The sequence below is a fragment of the Clostridium guangxiense genome (genome assembly GCF_021043395.1).
Lineage (GTDB): Bacteria > Bacillota > Clostridia > Clostridiales > Clostridiaceae > Clostridium_S > Clostridium_S guangxiense.
Window position 1 is genome coordinate 58,620 of the sequence record NZ_JAJNKE010000014.1, and the last position, 16,179, is coordinate 74,798.

Here is a 16,179-nt window from a genome sequence, read left to right on the forward strand (position 1 = left end):
AAGGAGGAAAAGCTGTGAAATTTTCAACAAAACTCATTCATGGTAACTATAATTTGGAGAATAGCGGCGCTACAAACGCAGCTATATATATGTCAAATGCCTACGCTCATACATCTCCATATGAATTAGAAAATATATTTCAGGGAAAGGCCATGGGATATGCTTATACAAGAATATCAAATCCAACAGTAATGACTTTAGAAAGAAGACTCGCAAGCTTGGAAGGTGGAGTTTGTGCTACAGCAGCAGCATCTGGAATGAGCGCCATATACATGGCAGTTACTAATGTTGTTTGTGCTGGAGATGAAATAATAGCTGCTTCCGGCCTTTATGGTGGAACATATACTTTACTTTATGATTTAAAGGATATAGGCGTTAAAGTTAAATTTTTAGATACGCTTGATAGAGAAAGTCTTTTAACTGCAATAACCGATAAGACAAAGCTTGTATATGCAGAATCCATAGGAAATCCAAAACTTGATGTTCTTGACATTGAGGAGGTTGGAGAGGTTTGCAAAGACAATAATATAATTTTTATGGTGGATTCTACAATTTCAACTCCATATCTTCTAAATCCAATTAAATATGGAGCAGACATAGTAATTCATTCCACATCAAAATATATTAATGGGACATCAAATGCAATAGGTGGAATTATAGTTGATGGAGGCAGCAAAAAGTATAGGAATAAAAAATATAAGAATTTTCACGAATTTGTAAATAAGTACGGAAGCTTTGCTTTTACTTCAAAACTTAAAAATTCAATAGGCAGAGATATTGGAGCATCAATGTCACCTTTTAATGCATTTTTAACTTTAACAGGAATAGAAACTCTTTCACTTAGAATGCAGCAGCATTGTAAAAATTCAGCTAAAGTAGCAAAGTTTCTTGAAAAAAATGAAAAGGTGAAATCAGTAAATTATCCTAATCTTGAGAGTTCAAAATATTATGACCTTGCTCAAAAGTATTATAAAGAAGGAGCATCAGGTATATTGACCTTCAGGCTTGGAAGTAAGGAAAAGGCATTTAAATTCATTGAAAATTTAAAACTAATATTAAATTTAACCAATATAGGAGATGCAAAAACTATAATAATCCATCCATCCTCCACTATTTGTGCACATAATACTGAAAAGGAAAAAGAAGAAATGGCGGTTTACGATGATCTTTTAAGACTTTCTGTAGGCATTGAAGATGTAGAAGATATAGTGATGGATATAGAAAATGCACTTAAAGCAATTTGAGGTGAAGAATATGAAAAGTACAAATATTCGCTGGCAACAAACCAAAATAAAAAGAGAAGACAGAGAAAAGCTACTTAAGCAAAAAGGAATAGCTTTATGGTTTACCGGACTTTCAGGTTCCGGTAAATCAACAATAGCCTCTAGGCTTGAGAGCGAACTTCACAAAAATGGATATCTTACTTACCTTTTAGATGGAGACAACTTAAGATATGGTTTAAACTCGGATCTTGGGTTTACAAGTGAAGATAGAACAGAAAATATAAGAAGAGTTTCTGAGGTTACAAAGTTATTTGTAGACTCCGGAATAATAACAATAACAACTTTTATATCTCCTTTTAAAAAAGATAGAACAAATGCAAGAGAATTGCTTGGAAAAGATTTTATAGAGATTTATGTAAAATGTCCAATAGAAGAGTGTGAAAAAAGAGATCCAAAGGGAATATATAAAAAGGCAAGAGAAGGAAAAATAAAGGATTTTACAGGGATAGATTCAAAGTATGAGGCTCCAGAAAATCCGGAAATAGTAATTGAAACCTATAAGAACACAGAAGAAGGATGCGTAAAAAAAATAGTGGATTATTTGAAGGAAAATAAAATAATATAGGAGATCAAAAATGAAATTATCGTGTGAAGTTTTAAAAACAGATATTCTCATAATAGGAGGTGGAGCGGCAGGATGTTTTGCAGCACTAAGTGCTTCTCAAAAACCTAGTATTCAGATAATAATTGTAGATAAAACTAATATAAAAAGAAGCGGATGTCTTGCTGCTGGAGTAAATGCATTAAATGCTTATATCTCAGAAGATGAAACGCTAGATTCTTTTGTAGACTATGTAAAAAATGAATTTAATGATGTGGTGAGGGAGGATTTGGTTTATACCATTGCAAAGAGGCTTAATGAGGTAACGAATAAAATAGAAAAAATGGGACTCACTATTTTAAAGGATGAGAGTGGAAATTACGTTTCAAGAGGAAAGAGAAGCATAAAAATAAATGGTGAAAATATAAAACCTATTTTGGCTAAAGCTGTTTATGATAGAGAAAATATAAGAGTTTTAAATGAAGTAAATATAGTTGATTATATCATTAAAGCTGGAGAAGTAATAGGAGCTTTTGGATTTTCCATAAGTGAAGAAAAAGTGTATGTAATTTACTCCAAGGCAGCAATATGTACAACAGGAGGTGCTGCAGGCATATATAAGCCCAATAATCCTGGATTTTCAAGACACAAAATGTGGTATTCACCTTTCAATACAGGAGCAGGCTATGCAATGGGAATAAGGGCAGGAGCAGAAATGACCACTTTTGAAATGAGATTTATTGCACTTAGATGTAAAGATACAATTGCACCAACAGGAACTATAGCTCAAGGTGTTAAAACACCACAGATTAATGGAAATTTGGAGGAATACGTAAAAAGGTATGGGAAGCCAACTACTATTAACAGACTTTACAGCACAGTTATGGAAAATGTAAATGGAAAGGGTCCTTGCTATTTAAAGACACAGGGTATCACAGAAAGCCAAGTTCAGGATTTATTTAAAGCTTATCTCAATATGGCACCTTCTCAAGCTTTAAGTTGGTTTGATAGAAAAATAGATCCCTCAAAAGAAAATATTGAAGTAGAAGGAACAGAACCTTATATAGTAGGTGGACATGGAGCTAGCGGATATTGGATTGACACAAATAGAAAAACAAGTATGAATGGTCTTTATGCAGCTGGGGATGTTGCTGGAGGAAGTCCTAAAAAGTATGTAACAGGATGTTTTGCAGAGGGAGAAATAGCTGCATTAAGTGCACTTAAGGATATAGAAAATAAAAAATTGAGAATCATGTCGCAGAATGAAATAAATAAAAAAATAGAACACTTAGAAAAGTTTTTTACTAATGAAAGTCAATTTAAAGTAGAAGAACTTGAAGAAGCAATGCAAAAGGTTATGGATGAGTATTGTGGTGGTATATCAGAAAACTATGGGTATACATATAAAAAACTTGTTATAGGTGAAAAAAGAATTGATGAACTTTTACAGCTTTCAAAAGACTTAAGAGCAGATGATTTACATGAACTTTTATTTATATATGAACTTATTGATAGGCTGTATGTTGCAAAGATAGTCATAGCACATTTAAAGGCAAGAAAAGAAACAAGGTGGAAATGCTATGAGCAAAATAGAGATTATCCAGAAAAAGATGATACTAATTGGCGTAAGTACGTAAATTCTATTTATAAAGATGGAAGAGTGAATATAGTATTTAGGGACCTTGTTGAAAGGAAGGAAGTTTATGAGCATAAAAATTGATGTAAATAAGTGCGTCTCCTGTGGAAAATGTATAGAAGTATGCCCTGGAAGTTTACTCCTTAAAAACGAAAATGGAAAAGCCTTTATAAGATATCCTAAAAATTGTTGGGGATGCACCGCTTGCCTTAAGGAATGTAAGTTAGGAGCCATAAAATATTATCTTGGAGCAGATATTGGGGGGAATGGTTCTACTATGTATGTTACTCAAAATGGTGAAAGTTTAGAGTGGCGCCTGGAAAGCAAAGATGGCAGGAAAGTTGTAATAACAACAAATAGTAAAGAAGCAAATAAATATTAAGGGGGCATTATTATGAAAAGAAATAAAAGCATTTTAAGCTTTATTTTGAGCTTTATAATGTTAGGAGCATTAAGTGGATGTGGTGTTAAAGGCAATAAAGAACTTTCAGAAGTTAAAATTGCATACTTCCCCAATATAACACACTCTCAGGCATTGCTTGAAAAGGAAGATGGCTCGCTTCAAAAAGCTTTAGGAAATAAAATCAAGGTAAACTGGCAAAAGTTTAATGCAGGTTCATCAGAAGTGGAGGCTTTTTTAGCAGGAGAAGTAGATATCGGATATATAGGACCTGGACCAGCAATAAATGGTTATACAAAATCAAAGGGTGAAATGCAGGTGATTGCGGGAGGTGCAGATGCGGCAGCTATACTTGTAAGTAGAAAAGATTCAAACATAAAAAGTGTAAAAGATTTAAGTGGAAAAAAAGTGGCTATACCTCAATTTGGAAATACTCAAGATTTAAGTTTAAGAATACTCTTAGATCAAAATGGATTAAAAGATAAAACAAAAGGTGGAACTGTAGAAATTGTTCAAGCTGAGAATCCAGACATAAAAACACTTTTAGATAAGGGATCAATTGATGCAGCGCTAGTTCCAGAACCTTGGGGTTCAAGACTTGTTAAAGAAGTAGGAGCAAAGGTTGTACTAGATTATGATAAAGTTTGGAAAAATGGAAAATATCCAACGGCCGTTGTAGTGGCGAGAAAAGATTTCATAAAAAACCATAGTGACATAGTAGAAAAGTTCTTAAAAATCCATATTCAAAAAACAAAGAGCATTAATGAGAATACTGCTAAAACCGAAGATGCAATAAATAAAGAGTTGAAAGAGATAACTGGTAAAACTTTAGATAAAGATATTTTAGATTCCTCATTTAAGAGAATAAAAGTTACTAATAATCCTGAAAAAGAGGCAATTAGTGATATGGCGAATTGGTCCTTGAAGGAAGGTTTTATAAAAAAGAAAGCAGATCTTAAAGATATGTTTGACTTCAATATTTTAAATAAGATTTTAAAAAGTCAAGGGGAAAGTGAAATCAATTAAGGGAGGTAGAAACTTGAGTATTGAAATAAAGGGTATAAGTAAAGATTTTATTTCAAAAGAAAAGACCACACATACTCTTGAAAGTATAGATCTTTCTATAAATGATGGAGAATTTGTATGTATACTTGGACCATCGGGCTGTGGAAAATCAACACTGTTAAATGTAATAGCAGGTCTTGAAGCGCCAAGTAGTGGAAAAGTTTATTTAGATGATGATGAAATAACAAAACCAGGACCTGATAGAGCATTTATGTTTCAAGATTCCGCACTATTTCCATGGCTTAAGGTAATAGATAATGTGGAATTTGGAATGAAGGTAAAAAATGTACCCAAGGAAGAAAGGCGAGAAAAGGCTTTAAAATATCTTAAGATGGTTCACCTTACGAAGTTTCAAAATTCATATATACACGAGCTTTCTGGTGGAATGAGGCAGAGAGTTGCTCTTGCAAGGGCATTAACCCTCGATTCAAAGGTACTGCTTATGGATGAACCATTTTCGGCACTTGATAGCCAAACTAAAAGTATACTTCAGCTTCAACTCCAAAATATATGGTGGGAAACTAAAAAAACCATAGTTTTTGTAACCCATAATGTAGAAGAAGCAGTGCTTCTTGCAGATAGAGTTGTCGTTATGTCAGCTAACCCAGGAAAAATAAAAAAGATATTTGATATAAAATTAGCAAGACCAAGAAAAGCGCAAAGTGTAGATCTTGCATATGTTTCAAATGAAGTTATGAAAGAACTTAAGGAGGAGGTTGAGAAAGTTGCAAAAGCTGAGTACGACAGTGATTGGAGTATTGAAAAAAGTGATGTTTTATATAATCCTAATAATGATATGGGAGCTGGTTTATAAGATTTTTGTTGATGTTTTAACTATATGGAAGCCATACACTTTTTCATCACCAGTTGAAGTTTTGAACACGCTTATAGGATTAATAAAAGATAATACTTTGTTTATAGCCATAATAACAAGCTTAAAAAGACTTGTTATAGGATATGTTATATCAATTTTAATTGGAGTTGCAATTGGACTTATTATCGTAAAATACAAGTATATTGATGAAAATTTAAGTCCTTTAATATTAGGTTTTCAAACTATACCAAGTGTATGCTGGATTCCATTTGCTATTCTTTGGTATGGAATTAATGAAAACACAATATTATTTGTTACTGTAATTGGTTCTATCTTTTCAATAGCTATATCAACAGAGTCCGGTATAAAGAATGTAAATCCAATTTATATTAAAGCGGCAAAAACCATGGGAGCAGGAGGAAGAAAGCTTTATTTTGATGTGATAATTCCTGCAGCTATGCCGCAAATAGTATCTGGAATGAAACAGGGATGGTCTTTTGCTTGGAGAGCACTTATGGCTGGAGAAATGCTGTCAGGTACTAAAGGATTAGGCCAAGTACTTATGGCAGGAAGAGATTTAGGAGATATAAGTCAAGTAATGGCAGTTATGATTGTAATAGTTGCTTTTGGACTTGTTTTTGATAAATTGCTGTTTGGGAAAATTGAACAAAATGTTAGATATAAATGTGGTCTTGAAAATAAGAATTAGGAGGAATTTAAAATGGATCATTTAGATAGATTGGAAGCAGAAAGTATTTATATTTTGAGAGAAGCGTATAAGCATTTTGGAAAGCTTGGAATGCTGTGGTCTATAGGAAAGGACTCAACCGTTATGCTTTGGCTTGCACAAAAGGCTTTTTTTGGTAACTGTCCTTTTCCGCTTATACATGTTGATACTAAAAGGAAGATACCAGAAATGATTGAATTTAGAGATGAAGTTGCTAAAAAGTATAATCTTAATCTCATAGTTCATACAAATTGGGATGCAATCAATAGTGGAATGGGGCCAGAAAAAGGAAGATTGGAATGCTGCAAGGCTTTAAAAAGTGAAGGACTTCAGCAAGTTATAGACAAGTATAAATTTGAAGGTCTTATTGTTGGAATAAGAAGAGATGAAGAGGGGTCTAGATCAAAAGAAAGGGTATTTAGTGAAAGAAATGCTGAATCTGAATGGGATTATACAGATCAGCCGCCTGAGCTTTGGGACCAGTTTAAAACTGATTTTAAAAAAGGGAACCATATAAGAATTCATCCATTACTTGGTTGGAATGAAATAGATATATGGGAATACATTAAGAGAGAAAATATCCCTGTAGTAAGTTTATATTTTGCTAAGGATGGAAAGAGGTACAGAAGTCTTGGGTGTGCGCCTTGTACGTCACCTATAACTTCCAATGCTTCTAATCTTGATGAAATTATTGAAGAACTTAAGAATACTAATGAAACTGAGAGAAGTGGTAGAGCACAGGATAAAGCAGATCCACATGCGCTCGAAAAGCTTAGAAAACATGGATATATGTAGGAGGGGAAAATAATGAGCAGTGGAAGAGAAAATTTAAATATAGTAGTTGTTGGACATGTGGATCACGGTAAATCTACCTTAATAGGAAGACTTCTTTATGATACTAAGGCACTTTCAGATGGAGCCATTGAAAAAGTGAAAAAAATATCTAAAGAAGAGGGTAAAAATTTCGAGTACGCATTTCTTCTTGATGCTTTTGAAGAAGAGCAGAGACAGGGAATAACAATAGATATAACCATGATTCAATTTTTTACTAAAAAAAGAGATTATGTGATAATTGATGCTCCTGGGCATAAAGAGTTTTTAAAAAATATGATATCAGGTGCAGCTAGCGCAGAAGCAGCAATTTTAGTTGTTGATGCTAAGGAAGGAATACAAGAGCAGTCAAAAAGACATGGATATATTTTATCTCTTTTAGGAATAAAAAAGGTTTATGTTGCTGTAAATAAAATGGATTTAGTAGATTACTCTGAAGCCAGATATGAAGAAATAGTTGATCAATTTAATCAATTTTTAGGAAATCTTAATATACATCCTATAGAGTACATTCCAATATCTGCTTTTTTAGGTGAAAATGTAGCCTCAAAATCAGATAAGATGCCGTGGTATCATGGTGATAATATACTTAAAAGTATGGATAAAATTGAAAAGGAAAAAGGAATTGAAAATAAGCCTTTAAGATTTCCAATTCAGGATATATATAAATTTGATGATAGAAGAATTATAGCTGGAAGAATAGAATCCGGAGTTTTAAAGGTTGGAGATGAAATAGTTTTTTATCCATCAGGTAAGCATACCAAAGTTAAATCTATTGAGGCTTGGCAGAACAAAGATAAGAAAGATGAAGTTTATGCTGGAATGTCTGTTGGAATTACTGTAGAAGATGAATTTTATAATAAAAGAGGAGAGATAATTTGCCATAAGGAAGATAGAGTTATAACTTCAAATGCCTTTGATGCAAATGTATTTTGGCTTGGCAAGGAGCCTTTGAAAAAGGGTAAAAAATATAAAATTAAAATTGCAACAGAGGAAGCTGAAATAGAAATTGCAAAGATAAAAAATGTAATAGATGCAGTAACCTTAGAGCATATAGCTGATGCTGAATATATAAACAAAAATGATGTGGCAGAGGTTGTAATAAAGTCAAAAACTACATTAAGTTTTGATAAGTTTAACAAAAATGAAGCTATGGGTAGATTTGTAATTATAGATGAGTATAATACTACTGGCGGAGGAATCATACTTGGAAAAGCAGAAGAGGTGTTAGACAATAATTCAGAAACAGAAAGTCTTATAGATTTACAAGAAAGAGAAAATAAATTTGGAAAGAATGGAAAAGTGATTTGGATCACTGGGCTTAATGGTAAAGCTAATTCTGAAATTGCAGCCAGGTTAGAAAAACGGCTATTTGATTCAGGTGAAAAGGCTTATTACTTAAATGCAAATAGCTTAACTGTAAGTATCAATGATTACGGTCAAAAAGCAGATATGCTTAAAAATATACTCAGCGTGCTTGTAGCCAATGGAATAACAGTTGTAGCAGCTTCTACAAGTGAATTAAAACAATATAGAGAAAGCATTAAAAACAGTATTGGGGAGTCCAAATATATAGAAGTGTTTGTAGATGATAGCAACAAGAAGAACTTAAGTTATGAGAAATCAGACTATGCAGTTGTTTCTATTTTTGTAAATGGAGAAACAGATGATTTAGAAAACAAAAGCGAAGATATTTTAAAATTTATAGTGTAATGAAAAAGTTAAATAAAGTGTATCCTCTTCATAAAATCTTCATATAAAAATGATAGTCTTGAACAAAAGCTAAAATAAAAATTTAGAGGAGGATAAATAATTATGAACATGACACATTATATGTCGCTATTAGCAGATAATCAACCATGGAATTTGATTATATTTATGGCGATTCCAGTAATATGTGCCGAAACACTTACAATAACAGAATTCTTTATTATATTTAATAGAACAAAAAGTGGAGGTGTAAGAAACTTAAACAAATGCGTTGGTATTTTTGATGGAATATATTTTACTGGTATATTTATCTATCTATTATTCAATGCGGTTATACCTCTTACTACTACAGGAGGATGGCATACTTGGGTTGATGCAACTGCAGTAGGATTTTACTTAAGTGGTGTTGTTTTTCTTCTTCCAATTACCTTAATGGAACTCGGCATAATATTTAAATATAAGAGCTTTGATGAAAAGATGAAAATTCATTTTATTCTTGTAGGTGGATTCTTAGTTGTTGCTCATATTGCTATGATTTTTGGTATGGTGAATCCGGAGATTGTTAATCATATGTCATCAATGCCAAAAATGTAGATAAAATTGAGTATAAACACATTAACTTATTTGTTATTAAAAGTGCAATGATTATAATATAAAAAATAATCCATTTAATTTCTTGAAGTTAAATGGATTATTTTTGTATTTAAGGTGGGTTTGTTAAAAATACAATTGTTCTCCTCTTTCATGTATGGTAGATATTTTGCAGTCTAGAGTTTTAAATTTATCAGCAAATTTATTTGTAACTTCGTAGTTGTCACCAAAATGCATAGGTATAAACATTTTAGGTTTAGTTTCTTTTATAAAATATTCTCCTCCAAGATAATAACTTTGTTTTAGCCTTGGGTCTATAGGAAAAAATGCCACATCTATGTTGTTTAACTTGATTTTAGAAATTTCACTTTTAAAATCTTTTTCCATGTTTAAATTGTATTCATTAGATTCGTCAAACCAATCCCACCAATTTAAATCACCAGCATGAAAAATGGATATTCCGTCTACATTTACTAGGAAGGAAACACCTAAATCCGTGGAGCCAAAGGTTTCTATATGTGTGTTGCCTAATTTTAGAGTGTTATAAGGTGACATATAATGTATATTGTTGGATTTTTTTTCTTTTATATCGCTGCTTAAAATATAGCTGATGTTATTATTAAAATCTTCCCAGCTAAAAATAACGGAATTAAAGTGATCTGGATGACTATGAGAACAAAACACAAGTATGGTTTTAGCCGTAGTTAGTTCTTTAGATCCTAAAAATCCATTTTCTATGTTTCTTTTGCATTCTTTTTTAGTATCAAGATAGTAATCAAATACTAAAAGATGATTTTTGGTTTCAACGACGAAGCCGCTATTATATAAATAATTAATCTTAATATCAGAAAGATACATTTGATTTACCTCCTAAAATATAATTTACACATAAATAGTTTTAAATTATTATAATTTATTTTATAATATAAACATATAAATTGGAAGGAGATGCAAAAATGAAATTTAAATTTGTTCACAATAACATAAATGTATTTGATTTAGAAAAGAGTCTTGCTTTTTATAAGGAGGCTTTAAATTTCAAGGAAGCAAGAAGATATAACGAACCAAATGGAGAATTTATTTTGGTTTATTTAGAGGATGAGGGGAGTTCACATCAATTAGAACTAACCTGGTTAAGAGATAGAAAAGAACCTTATAACTTAGGAGATAATGAAATACATCTAGCAGTGGAAACTGATGATTTCGATGGAGCTTTTGAATATCACAAAAAAATGGGATGTATTTGCTATGAAAATAAAAAGATGGGTATATACTTTATTAGCGACCCAGATGGATACTGGACAGAAATTTTACCAACTAAGTAAGAAATACAAGCCACTATGGAGCAGAGTTAAGCTGTAGTGGCTTTTGTTGCTAAATAATATAAAGTCAATGATAAAATAAAAAAGCCAAAGATACTTATAAAAAATATCTATGACCTTATTAGCTTGTAATTTGGCAGGGGCAGTAGGAATCGAACCCACAACCAACGGTTTTGGAGACCGCTACTCTACCAATTGAGCTATACCCCTTCGTATATCGATATTTTAGTAAATTAACACAACAATTACCGACAAAAACTATTATAAGGCAGAAAGCTTAATCAGTCAAGCATAATTTGTTAATTTATTAAATTATTTTATAGTAAGAGGCAGATTGTAATAATAAAATGCTTAAGTTCCACATAGTTTGTATACTCTATTTGTTCCATTTGGTGGCAGAAATACCTACCTAGTGGAGCTTATATTAAGCACACTTAAATTCTATAATTAAGCATATAGACTTGAAAGGTTAAAATTGATAATAATAAATTTATCCCGACAAACTGGAAGTTGACTCAGTTCACAATTCACAATGCACAGTTCACAATGAATGATGATTTTTCTCAGCTATGCTTCGAAAAATCTAGAAACTTAATGTGCGCAAAGCGCTTAAAATATAGTGTTCAGCGCAGCTGACACTATTAAGTTCTAAGATTTACCTGAGAGTAACGAAAGGTAAATCTACCTTCATTGTGCATTGTGAACTGTGAATTGTGCATTGAGCTAAATTCTAATTTGTAAGGATAAACTTGCAACTTACAATTTTTAGTTTAAAGTTGTTTATTTATAATAGAGCATTAAGGAGTTGTGATATATGAAAATAGGGGTGCTTATGGGAGGAATATCGTCAGAAAGAGAAATATCCATTCTTTCGGGAAAGGAAATTGTTAAAAATCTTGATAAAAATAAATATGAAGTTTATCCAATTATAATAAACTCAAAGCATGAGGTAATTCAAAAAGTAAAAGGCATGGATTTTGTGATATTGGCATTTCACGGTGTTTTTGGAGAAGATGGGACTATACAGGCTATACTTAATAGTATTCCTATGCCATATTCTGGATGCGATATGCTTACCAGTGCTATATGCATGAATAAAAAGCAAACTAAAAGGATATTGAAGGCGGAAAATATTAATACGGCGCCTTTTTATGTGATTTATAAAAATAAAAAAGTAAATTTTGAAAGGTTTGAAGCACTTAACTATCCTATGTTTGTAAAGCCTAATAATGGAGGATCAAGTATAGGTATATCAATGGCTTCAAATAAACAAGAGCTAGAGCAAAATATAAAGGAAGCTTTTAAATATGATGATGAAGTTATAGTTGAAAAATATATAGCTGGAGATGAATATACAGTTTGTATGCTAAATGGAGAGGTTTTACCTATATTATCAATTAAGTCAAAAGGAAAGTTCTTTGATTATAAGTGCAAGTACACAGAAGGAAAATCCGAAGAAACATTAGCTAAGCTTCCAAATGAATTAGAACGTAAAATAAAAGAGGTTTCTAAACAATGTTGGGAAATATTTGATTGCAGGGCATATGTTAGAGTTGATATAATAGTAAATAATGGAATACCGTATGTATTAGAGCTAAACACACTTCCAGGAATGACAACAAATTCGCTGTTTCCTAAAAGTGCAGCACTAGCAGGAATGAAATACAGTGTTTTGTTAGATAAAATAATTGAATATTCCTTTTGGCACTGTTTTAAAGGGAGATTTTGAGCTTATGTTTGGTGATTGTGGAGAAATATATTTTTATATAAGAAAAGCAGATCTCAAAGATAAAAACTTTGAAAATGTGTGGCTTATACTGCAATGTGGTTAAAAATAATAAATATATTTTATAAAAATATATTGACATGGTTTTAAAACATGATATAATTTAAACATAAGCAAGTTAATAATTCCTATCTGAATAATAGGAAATAAAATCGAATAAATATTTAGCATCTTATCGAGAGAGGTGGAGGGACTGGCCCTATGAAACCCAACAACCAGCATTTTTCATTTGAATGTATGGTGTTAATTCCTGCAAATTAAATTTTGAGAGATAAGAGGATAATTTAGGCTAATGGTATATAGTAAATTAATCCTCTTCATAGCAGAAGGGGATTTTTTATTATATTAAAATCAGTTTAAGATTGAGTTTCTTAAACACAAGTAGATTAAGTTTAAGGAATAAGTGAAAGATGCGTGAATATTAATTTGAATTTTTGAAAAATTAAAAAATGTCAAAATTAATAGTAAAAGGAGAAATGAAAGATGAGTGAAGAAAGAAAATTTGGTTTTGAAACATTACAGGTACATGCAGGTCAGGTGCCAGATCCAACAACAGGATCAAGAGCAGTCCCAATCTATCAGACAACATCATATGTATTTAAGAATGCAGATCATGCAGCAAATTTATTTCAGTTAAAAGAACCAGGAAATGTTTACTCAAGAATAATGAATCCAACAACAGATGTATTTGAGCAAAGAATAGCTGCGCTTGAAGGTGGAGTAGCTGGTCTTGCAACAGCATCAGGGCTTGCAGCAATAACATATGCTATTTTAAATGTAGCAAGTTCAGGAGACGAGATTGTAGCAGCAAGTACATTATACGGTGGAACTTATGAACTATTTGGTGTTACTCTAAAGAAACTTGGAATAAAAGTTGTTTTTGTAGATCCAGATGATCCAGAAAATATAAGAAAAGCAATAACAGATAAGACAAAAGCAGTATATGGAGAAACAATAGGAAATCCAAGAATAAATGTGCTTGATATAGAAGCTGTAGCTAAAATAGCACATGAAAATAAAATACCGCTTATAATAGACAATACTTTTGGAACACCATATTTAATAAGACCAATAGAATTTGGAGCAGATGTTGTAGTTCATTCAGCAACAAAATTCATTGGAGGACATGGAACAACTATAGGAGGAGTTATAGTTGATGGTGGTAAATTTGATTGGAGAGCAAGTGGAAAATTCCCTGATTTCACAACGCCAGATAAGAGCTATAATGGTTTAGTGTATGCAGATTTAGGAGCAGCTGCTTTTGCATTAAAGGCAAGAGTGCAGCTTCTTAGAAACACAGGGGCAACACTTAGTCCTCAAAGTGCATTCTATTTTCTTCAAGGATTAGAATCGCTATCACTTAGAGTTGAAAAACACGTAGCAAATACAAGAAAGGTAGTAGAATTTTTAAGCAAGCATCCAAAAGTTGCATGGATTAATTATCCTGAACTTGACAATAGCCCATATAAAGAATTAGCTAAAAAATATTTGCCTAAGGGAGCAGGTTCTATATTTACATTTGGAATAAAGGGTGGACTTGAAGCAGGAAAGAAATTTATAAATAGTGTTAAATTATTCTCTCTTCTTGCAAATGTCGCAGATGCAAAATCACTTGTAATACATCCTTCAAGTACAACACATGCAGAGCTTAATGCAGAAGAGCAAAAAGCAGCTGGAGTTACTCCAGATTTGATAAGACTTTCAATAGGTGTTGAGGATGCTGATGATTTAATTTGGGATTTAAATCAAGCACTTGAGAAAGCTTGATGAAGTAGCAGTATTTTGTGATATTAAATAAATTGATAAATCTAAAGTTGAAGTTTAAAAAATGTTAAGAACTTTCAATAACTCGCTGTCGCTCAGATAAATTGAAGGTTCTAAGCCTTTTTAAAACTTCAGCTAAGATTTATAGCAATTTATTTAAACTGTCCCTTCAATACTGTCACTTCATCTAAAATGGAAAGGCAAGGAAGATTTTTCTCCAGTACCTTACGAAAAATAGGTAAACATATGAGGGGCTTGGGAGGAGCTCATTATCCTTCTAGAACCTTAAATTCATTCTTATTATAATATGCAGGGGTGGAATATTATAATGAAAATAAAATTAATTTACCTGAGAGAAACGAAAGGTAAATCATCCTTAACTGTGCATTGTGAACTGTGCACTGATTTTAAATGGAGAGTGGGGCTTTTCAGTGATAGATAAAAATGAAATAAAGTTTTCAACTAAATGTATTCACGTTGGCAATGATATAGATAAAGAAACAGGAGCTATAAGAAGACCAATTACTATGGCGAATAGTTATAAGCTTCCTTATGATGCATCAACTCTTAATTGGAGTGATCCAAATAATGTGATTTATACAAGGACGACATCGGCAAATCAATTATATCTTCAAGAAAGATTGGCTGCGCTTGAGGGGGCAGAAGATTGTGTTGTATTAGCTAGTGGGGTTGCAGCTTTAGCTGGAGTGTTTTTTACATTTTTAGATAAAGATTCTCATGTTATATGCTCAAATGTTTCCTACATTGCAGTGTATAGACTATTAAATGAATATTTTCCAAAGAAATATGGCATAGAAGCAACTCTTGTAGATACTTCTAATTTAAATGAAATAAAAAGGGCAATTAGGCCAAACACTAAATTAATTCATATTGAAACTCCAGGAAATCCAACAACTAGAGTAAGTGATATTGAGGAAATAGCTAAAATATCAAAGAGCATAGGTGCACTTCTTTCTGTGGATAGTACTTTCGCATCTCCATTCTTACAGCATCCACTTTCACTTGGGGCGGATCTTGTAGTACACAGTCTTACAAAATATATAAATGGACATGGTGATGCTATGGGTGGAGCTGTTATTGGGAGAAAGGAACTTATAGACAAGATAAAAGCTGAGGCAATGGTAAATGTAGGGGGAGCAATAAGCCCATTTAATGCATGGCTAATTATGAGGGGAGTTGTAACTTTACCACTTCGTATGAAACAGCATAGTGAAAGTGCACTTAAGATTGCACAATTTCTTGAAAGCTATCCAGCTGTAAAATTTGTTGCATATCCTGGGCTTAAAAGTCATCCTCAACATGAAATTGCCAAGAAGCAGATGAGCATGTATTCAGGAGTACTTTCTTTTGGGCTTAAAGCGGATGTTGAAACGCATAATAAGTTTGTAAATTCACTTAAGCTTGTTATATCAGCCGTTTCACTTGGGCATGATGAAAGTTTAATTGTTTATACAGGACCAAATGATGAAAGAAATCATTTTTATCCTGAAGAATTTAAAAATGGCCATCTTAGATTTAGTGTTGGATTAGAGGATGCAGATGATATAATTAATGATTTAAAACAAGCTTTTAAGAAATGTGGATTATAGTATATTAGAAAATGAGCTGACTAGAAAAACTTAGAGGCTGCAAATAAACTGATTTTATTTGCAGCCTCTAAGTTTTTTTATATTAAATTTTACAGTAGG

General features: G+C 32.1%; 16 protein-coding genes, 1 tRNA gene and 1 riboswitch. Of the genes, 15 read left to right on the top strand and 2 right to left on the bottom strand.

What is annotated here, in order from left to right:
• Positions 1-14 precede the first annotated feature (14 nt).
• The 10 genes from LQK79_RS10195 to LQK79_RS10240 all read left to right on the top strand — a co-directional run bounded on the left by LQK79_RS10195 (position 15) and on the right by LQK79_RS10240 (position 9,601).
• Positions 15-1,244, top strand: a complete 1,230-nt coding sequence (locus LQK79_RS10195) for an O-acetylhomoserine aminocarboxypropyltransferase/cysteine synthase family protein (RefSeq protein WP_053243026.1) — start codon at positions 15-17, stop codon at positions 1,242-1,244.
• A 1-nt stretch (position 1,245) separates the two neighbouring features.
• The gene (gene cysC, locus LQK79_RS10200) at positions 1,246-1,848 is read left to right on the top strand and encodes an adenylyl-sulfate kinase (RefSeq protein ID WP_084757184.1); all 603 of its coding nucleotides are present in this window, start codon (positions 1,246-1,248) and stop codon (positions 1,846-1,848) included.
• Between the two features lie 10 nt (positions 1,849-1,858).
• Positions 1,859-3,544, top strand: a complete 1,686-nt coding sequence (locus LQK79_RS10205) for an adenylyl-sulfate reductase subunit alpha (protein ID WP_053243027.1) — start codon at positions 1,859-1,861, stop codon at positions 3,542-3,544.
• On the top strand, positions 3,528-3,842 hold the full coding sequence (locus tag LQK79_RS10210) for a 4Fe-4S dicluster domain-containing protein (protein WP_053243028.1): 315 nt from the start codon (positions 3,528-3,530) through the stop codon (positions 3,840-3,842). The genes LQK79_RS10205 and LQK79_RS10210 overlap by 17 nt, the downstream gene beginning before the upstream one ends.
• Positions 3,843-3,854: 12 nt before the next feature.
• A complete protein-coding gene (locus LQK79_RS10215; protein WP_053243029.1) occupies positions 3,855-4,886 on the top strand; it encodes an aliphatic sulfonate ABC transporter substrate-binding protein in 1,032 nt (343 codons plus the stop codon).
• A gap of 13 nt (positions 4,887-4,899) precedes the next feature.
• The gene (locus LQK79_RS10220; RefSeq protein ID WP_053243030.1) at positions 4,900-5,739 is read left to right on the top strand and encodes an ABC transporter ATP-binding protein; all 840 of its coding nucleotides are present in this window, start codon (positions 4,900-4,902) and stop codon (positions 5,737-5,739) included.
• Positions 5,717-6,448 carry an ABC transporter permease gene (locus LQK79_RS10225; RefSeq protein WP_231016466.1) on the top strand — a complete coding sequence of 244 codons (732 nt, stop codon included), beginning with the start codon at positions 5,717-5,719 and terminating at the stop codon, positions 6,446-6,448. Before LQK79_RS10220 ends, LQK79_RS10225 begins: the two co-directional genes overlap by 23 nt.
• Positions 6,449-6,460: 12 nt before the next feature.
• Positions 6,461-7,261: a sulfate adenylyltransferase subunit CysD gene (gene cysD, locus LQK79_RS10230; protein ID WP_231016467.1), complete on the top strand. Its 801-nt coding sequence runs from the start codon at positions 6,461-6,463 to the stop codon at positions 7,259-7,261.
• A 12-nt stretch (positions 7,262-7,273) separates the two neighbouring features.
• Positions 7,274-9,010: a GTP-binding protein gene (locus LQK79_RS10235; protein WP_231016468.1), complete on the top strand. Its 1,737-nt coding sequence runs from the start codon at positions 7,274-7,276 to the stop codon at positions 9,008-9,010.
• Between the two features lie 102 nt (positions 9,011-9,112).
• Positions 9,113-9,601 carry a DUF6803 family protein gene (locus LQK79_RS10240; RefSeq protein ID WP_053242073.1) on the top strand — a complete coding sequence of 163 codons (489 nt, stop codon included), beginning with the start codon at positions 9,113-9,115 and terminating at the stop codon, positions 9,599-9,601.
• Positions 9,602-9,724: 123 nt separating this feature from the next.
• On the opposite strand, the gene LQK79_RS10245 is transcribed toward LQK79_RS10240, so the two are convergent.
• Positions 9,725-10,456 carry an MBL fold metallo-hydrolase gene (locus tag LQK79_RS10245; protein ID WP_231016469.1) on the bottom strand — a complete coding sequence of 244 codons (732 nt, stop codon included), beginning with the start codon at positions 10,454-10,456 and terminating at the stop codon, positions 9,725-9,727.
• A gap of 98 nt (positions 10,457-10,554) precedes the next feature.
• On the opposite strand from LQK79_RS10245, the gene LQK79_RS10250 reads away from it, so the two are divergent.
• Entirely contained in the window at positions 10,555-10,923 is a 369-nt protein-coding gene (locus tag LQK79_RS10250; protein WP_231016470.1) for a VOC family protein, read from the top strand.
• Positions 10,924-11,054: 131 nt separating this feature from the next.
• On the opposite strand, the gene LQK79_RS10255 is transcribed toward LQK79_RS10250, so the two are convergent.
• Positions 11,055-11,130, bottom strand: a tRNA-Trp gene (locus LQK79_RS10255).
• 604 nt (positions 11,131-11,734) lie between these two features.
• On the opposite strand from LQK79_RS10255, the gene LQK79_RS10260 reads away from it, so the two are divergent.
• From LQK79_RS10260 to LQK79_RS10275, 4 genes are all read left to right on the top strand, one after another.
• Positions 11,735-12,649 (top strand): D-alanine--D-alanine ligase, encoded by a 915-nt coding sequence (locus tag LQK79_RS10260; protein WP_231016471.1) that lies wholly within the window; start codon positions 11,735-11,737, stop codon positions 12,647-12,649.
• Positions 12,650-12,653: 4 nt separating this feature from the next.
• Positions 12,654-12,752: a DUF1963 domain-containing protein gene (locus LQK79_RS10265; protein ID WP_231016472.1), complete on the top strand. Its 99-nt coding sequence runs from the start codon at positions 12,654-12,656 to the stop codon at positions 12,750-12,752.
• 123 nt (positions 12,753-12,875) lie between these two features.
• Positions 12,876-12,984, top strand: a riboswitch (SAM riboswitch).
• Between the two features lie 205 nt (positions 12,985-13,189).
• Positions 13,190-14,473: an O-acetylhomoserine aminocarboxypropyltransferase/cysteine synthase family protein gene (locus LQK79_RS10270; protein WP_053242941.1), complete on the top strand. Its 1,284-nt coding sequence runs from the start codon at positions 13,190-13,192 to the stop codon at positions 14,471-14,473.
• 428 nt (positions 14,474-14,901) lie between these two features.
• Positions 14,902-16,080 (top strand): trans-sulfuration enzyme family protein, encoded by a 1,179-nt coding sequence (locus tag LQK79_RS10275; RefSeq protein ID WP_231016473.1) that lies wholly within the window; start codon positions 14,902-14,904, stop codon positions 16,078-16,080.
• The last annotated feature ends 99 nt before the right edge of the window (positions 16,081-16,179 follow it).

Excerpts from the sequence above, each read along its gene's own strand:
- LQK79_RS10205 (WP_053243027.1), top strand. The coding sequence starts at position 1,859 with ATGAAATTATCGTGTGAAGTTTTAAAAACAGATATTCTCATAATAGGA.
- LQK79_RS10210 (WP_053243028.1), top strand. The coding sequence starts at position 3,528 with ATGAGCATAAAAATTGATGTAAATAAGTGCGTCTCCTGTGGAAAATGT.
- LQK79_RS10215 (WP_053243029.1), top strand. The coding sequence starts at position 3,855 with ATGAAAAGAAATAAAAGCATTTTAAGCTTTATTTTGAGCTTTATAATG.
- LQK79_RS10225 (WP_231016466.1), top strand. The coding sequence starts at position 5,717 with ATGATATGGGAGCTGGTTTATAAGATTTTTGTTGATGTTTTAACTATA.
- cysD (WP_231016467.1), top strand. The coding sequence starts at position 6,461 with ATGGATCATTTAGATAGATTGGAAGCAGAAAGTATTTATATTTTGAGA.
- LQK79_RS10235 (WP_231016468.1), top strand. The coding sequence starts at position 7,274 with ATGAGCAGTGGAAGAGAAAATTTAAATATAGTAGTTGTTGGACATGTG.
- LQK79_RS10240 (WP_053242073.1), top strand. The coding sequence starts at position 9,113 with ATGAACATGACACATTATATGTCGCTATTAGCAGATAATCAACCATGG.
- LQK79_RS10245 (WP_231016469.1), bottom strand. The coding sequence starts at position 10,456 with ATGTATCTTTCTGATATTAAGATTAATTATTTATATAATAGCGGCTTC.
- LQK79_RS10250 (WP_231016470.1), top strand. The coding sequence starts at position 10,555 with ATGAAATTTAAATTTGTTCACAATAACATAAATGTATTTGATTTAGAA.
- LQK79_RS10260 (WP_231016471.1), top strand. The coding sequence starts at position 11,735 with ATGAAAATAGGGGTGCTTATGGGAGGAATATCGTCAGAAAGAGAAATA.
- LQK79_RS10265 (WP_231016472.1), top strand. The coding sequence starts at position 12,654 with ATGTTTGGTGATTGTGGAGAAATATATTTTTATATAAGAAAAGCAGAT.
- LQK79_RS10270 (WP_053242941.1), top strand. The coding sequence starts at position 13,190 with ATGAGTGAAGAAAGAAAATTTGGTTTTGAAACATTACAGGTACATGCA.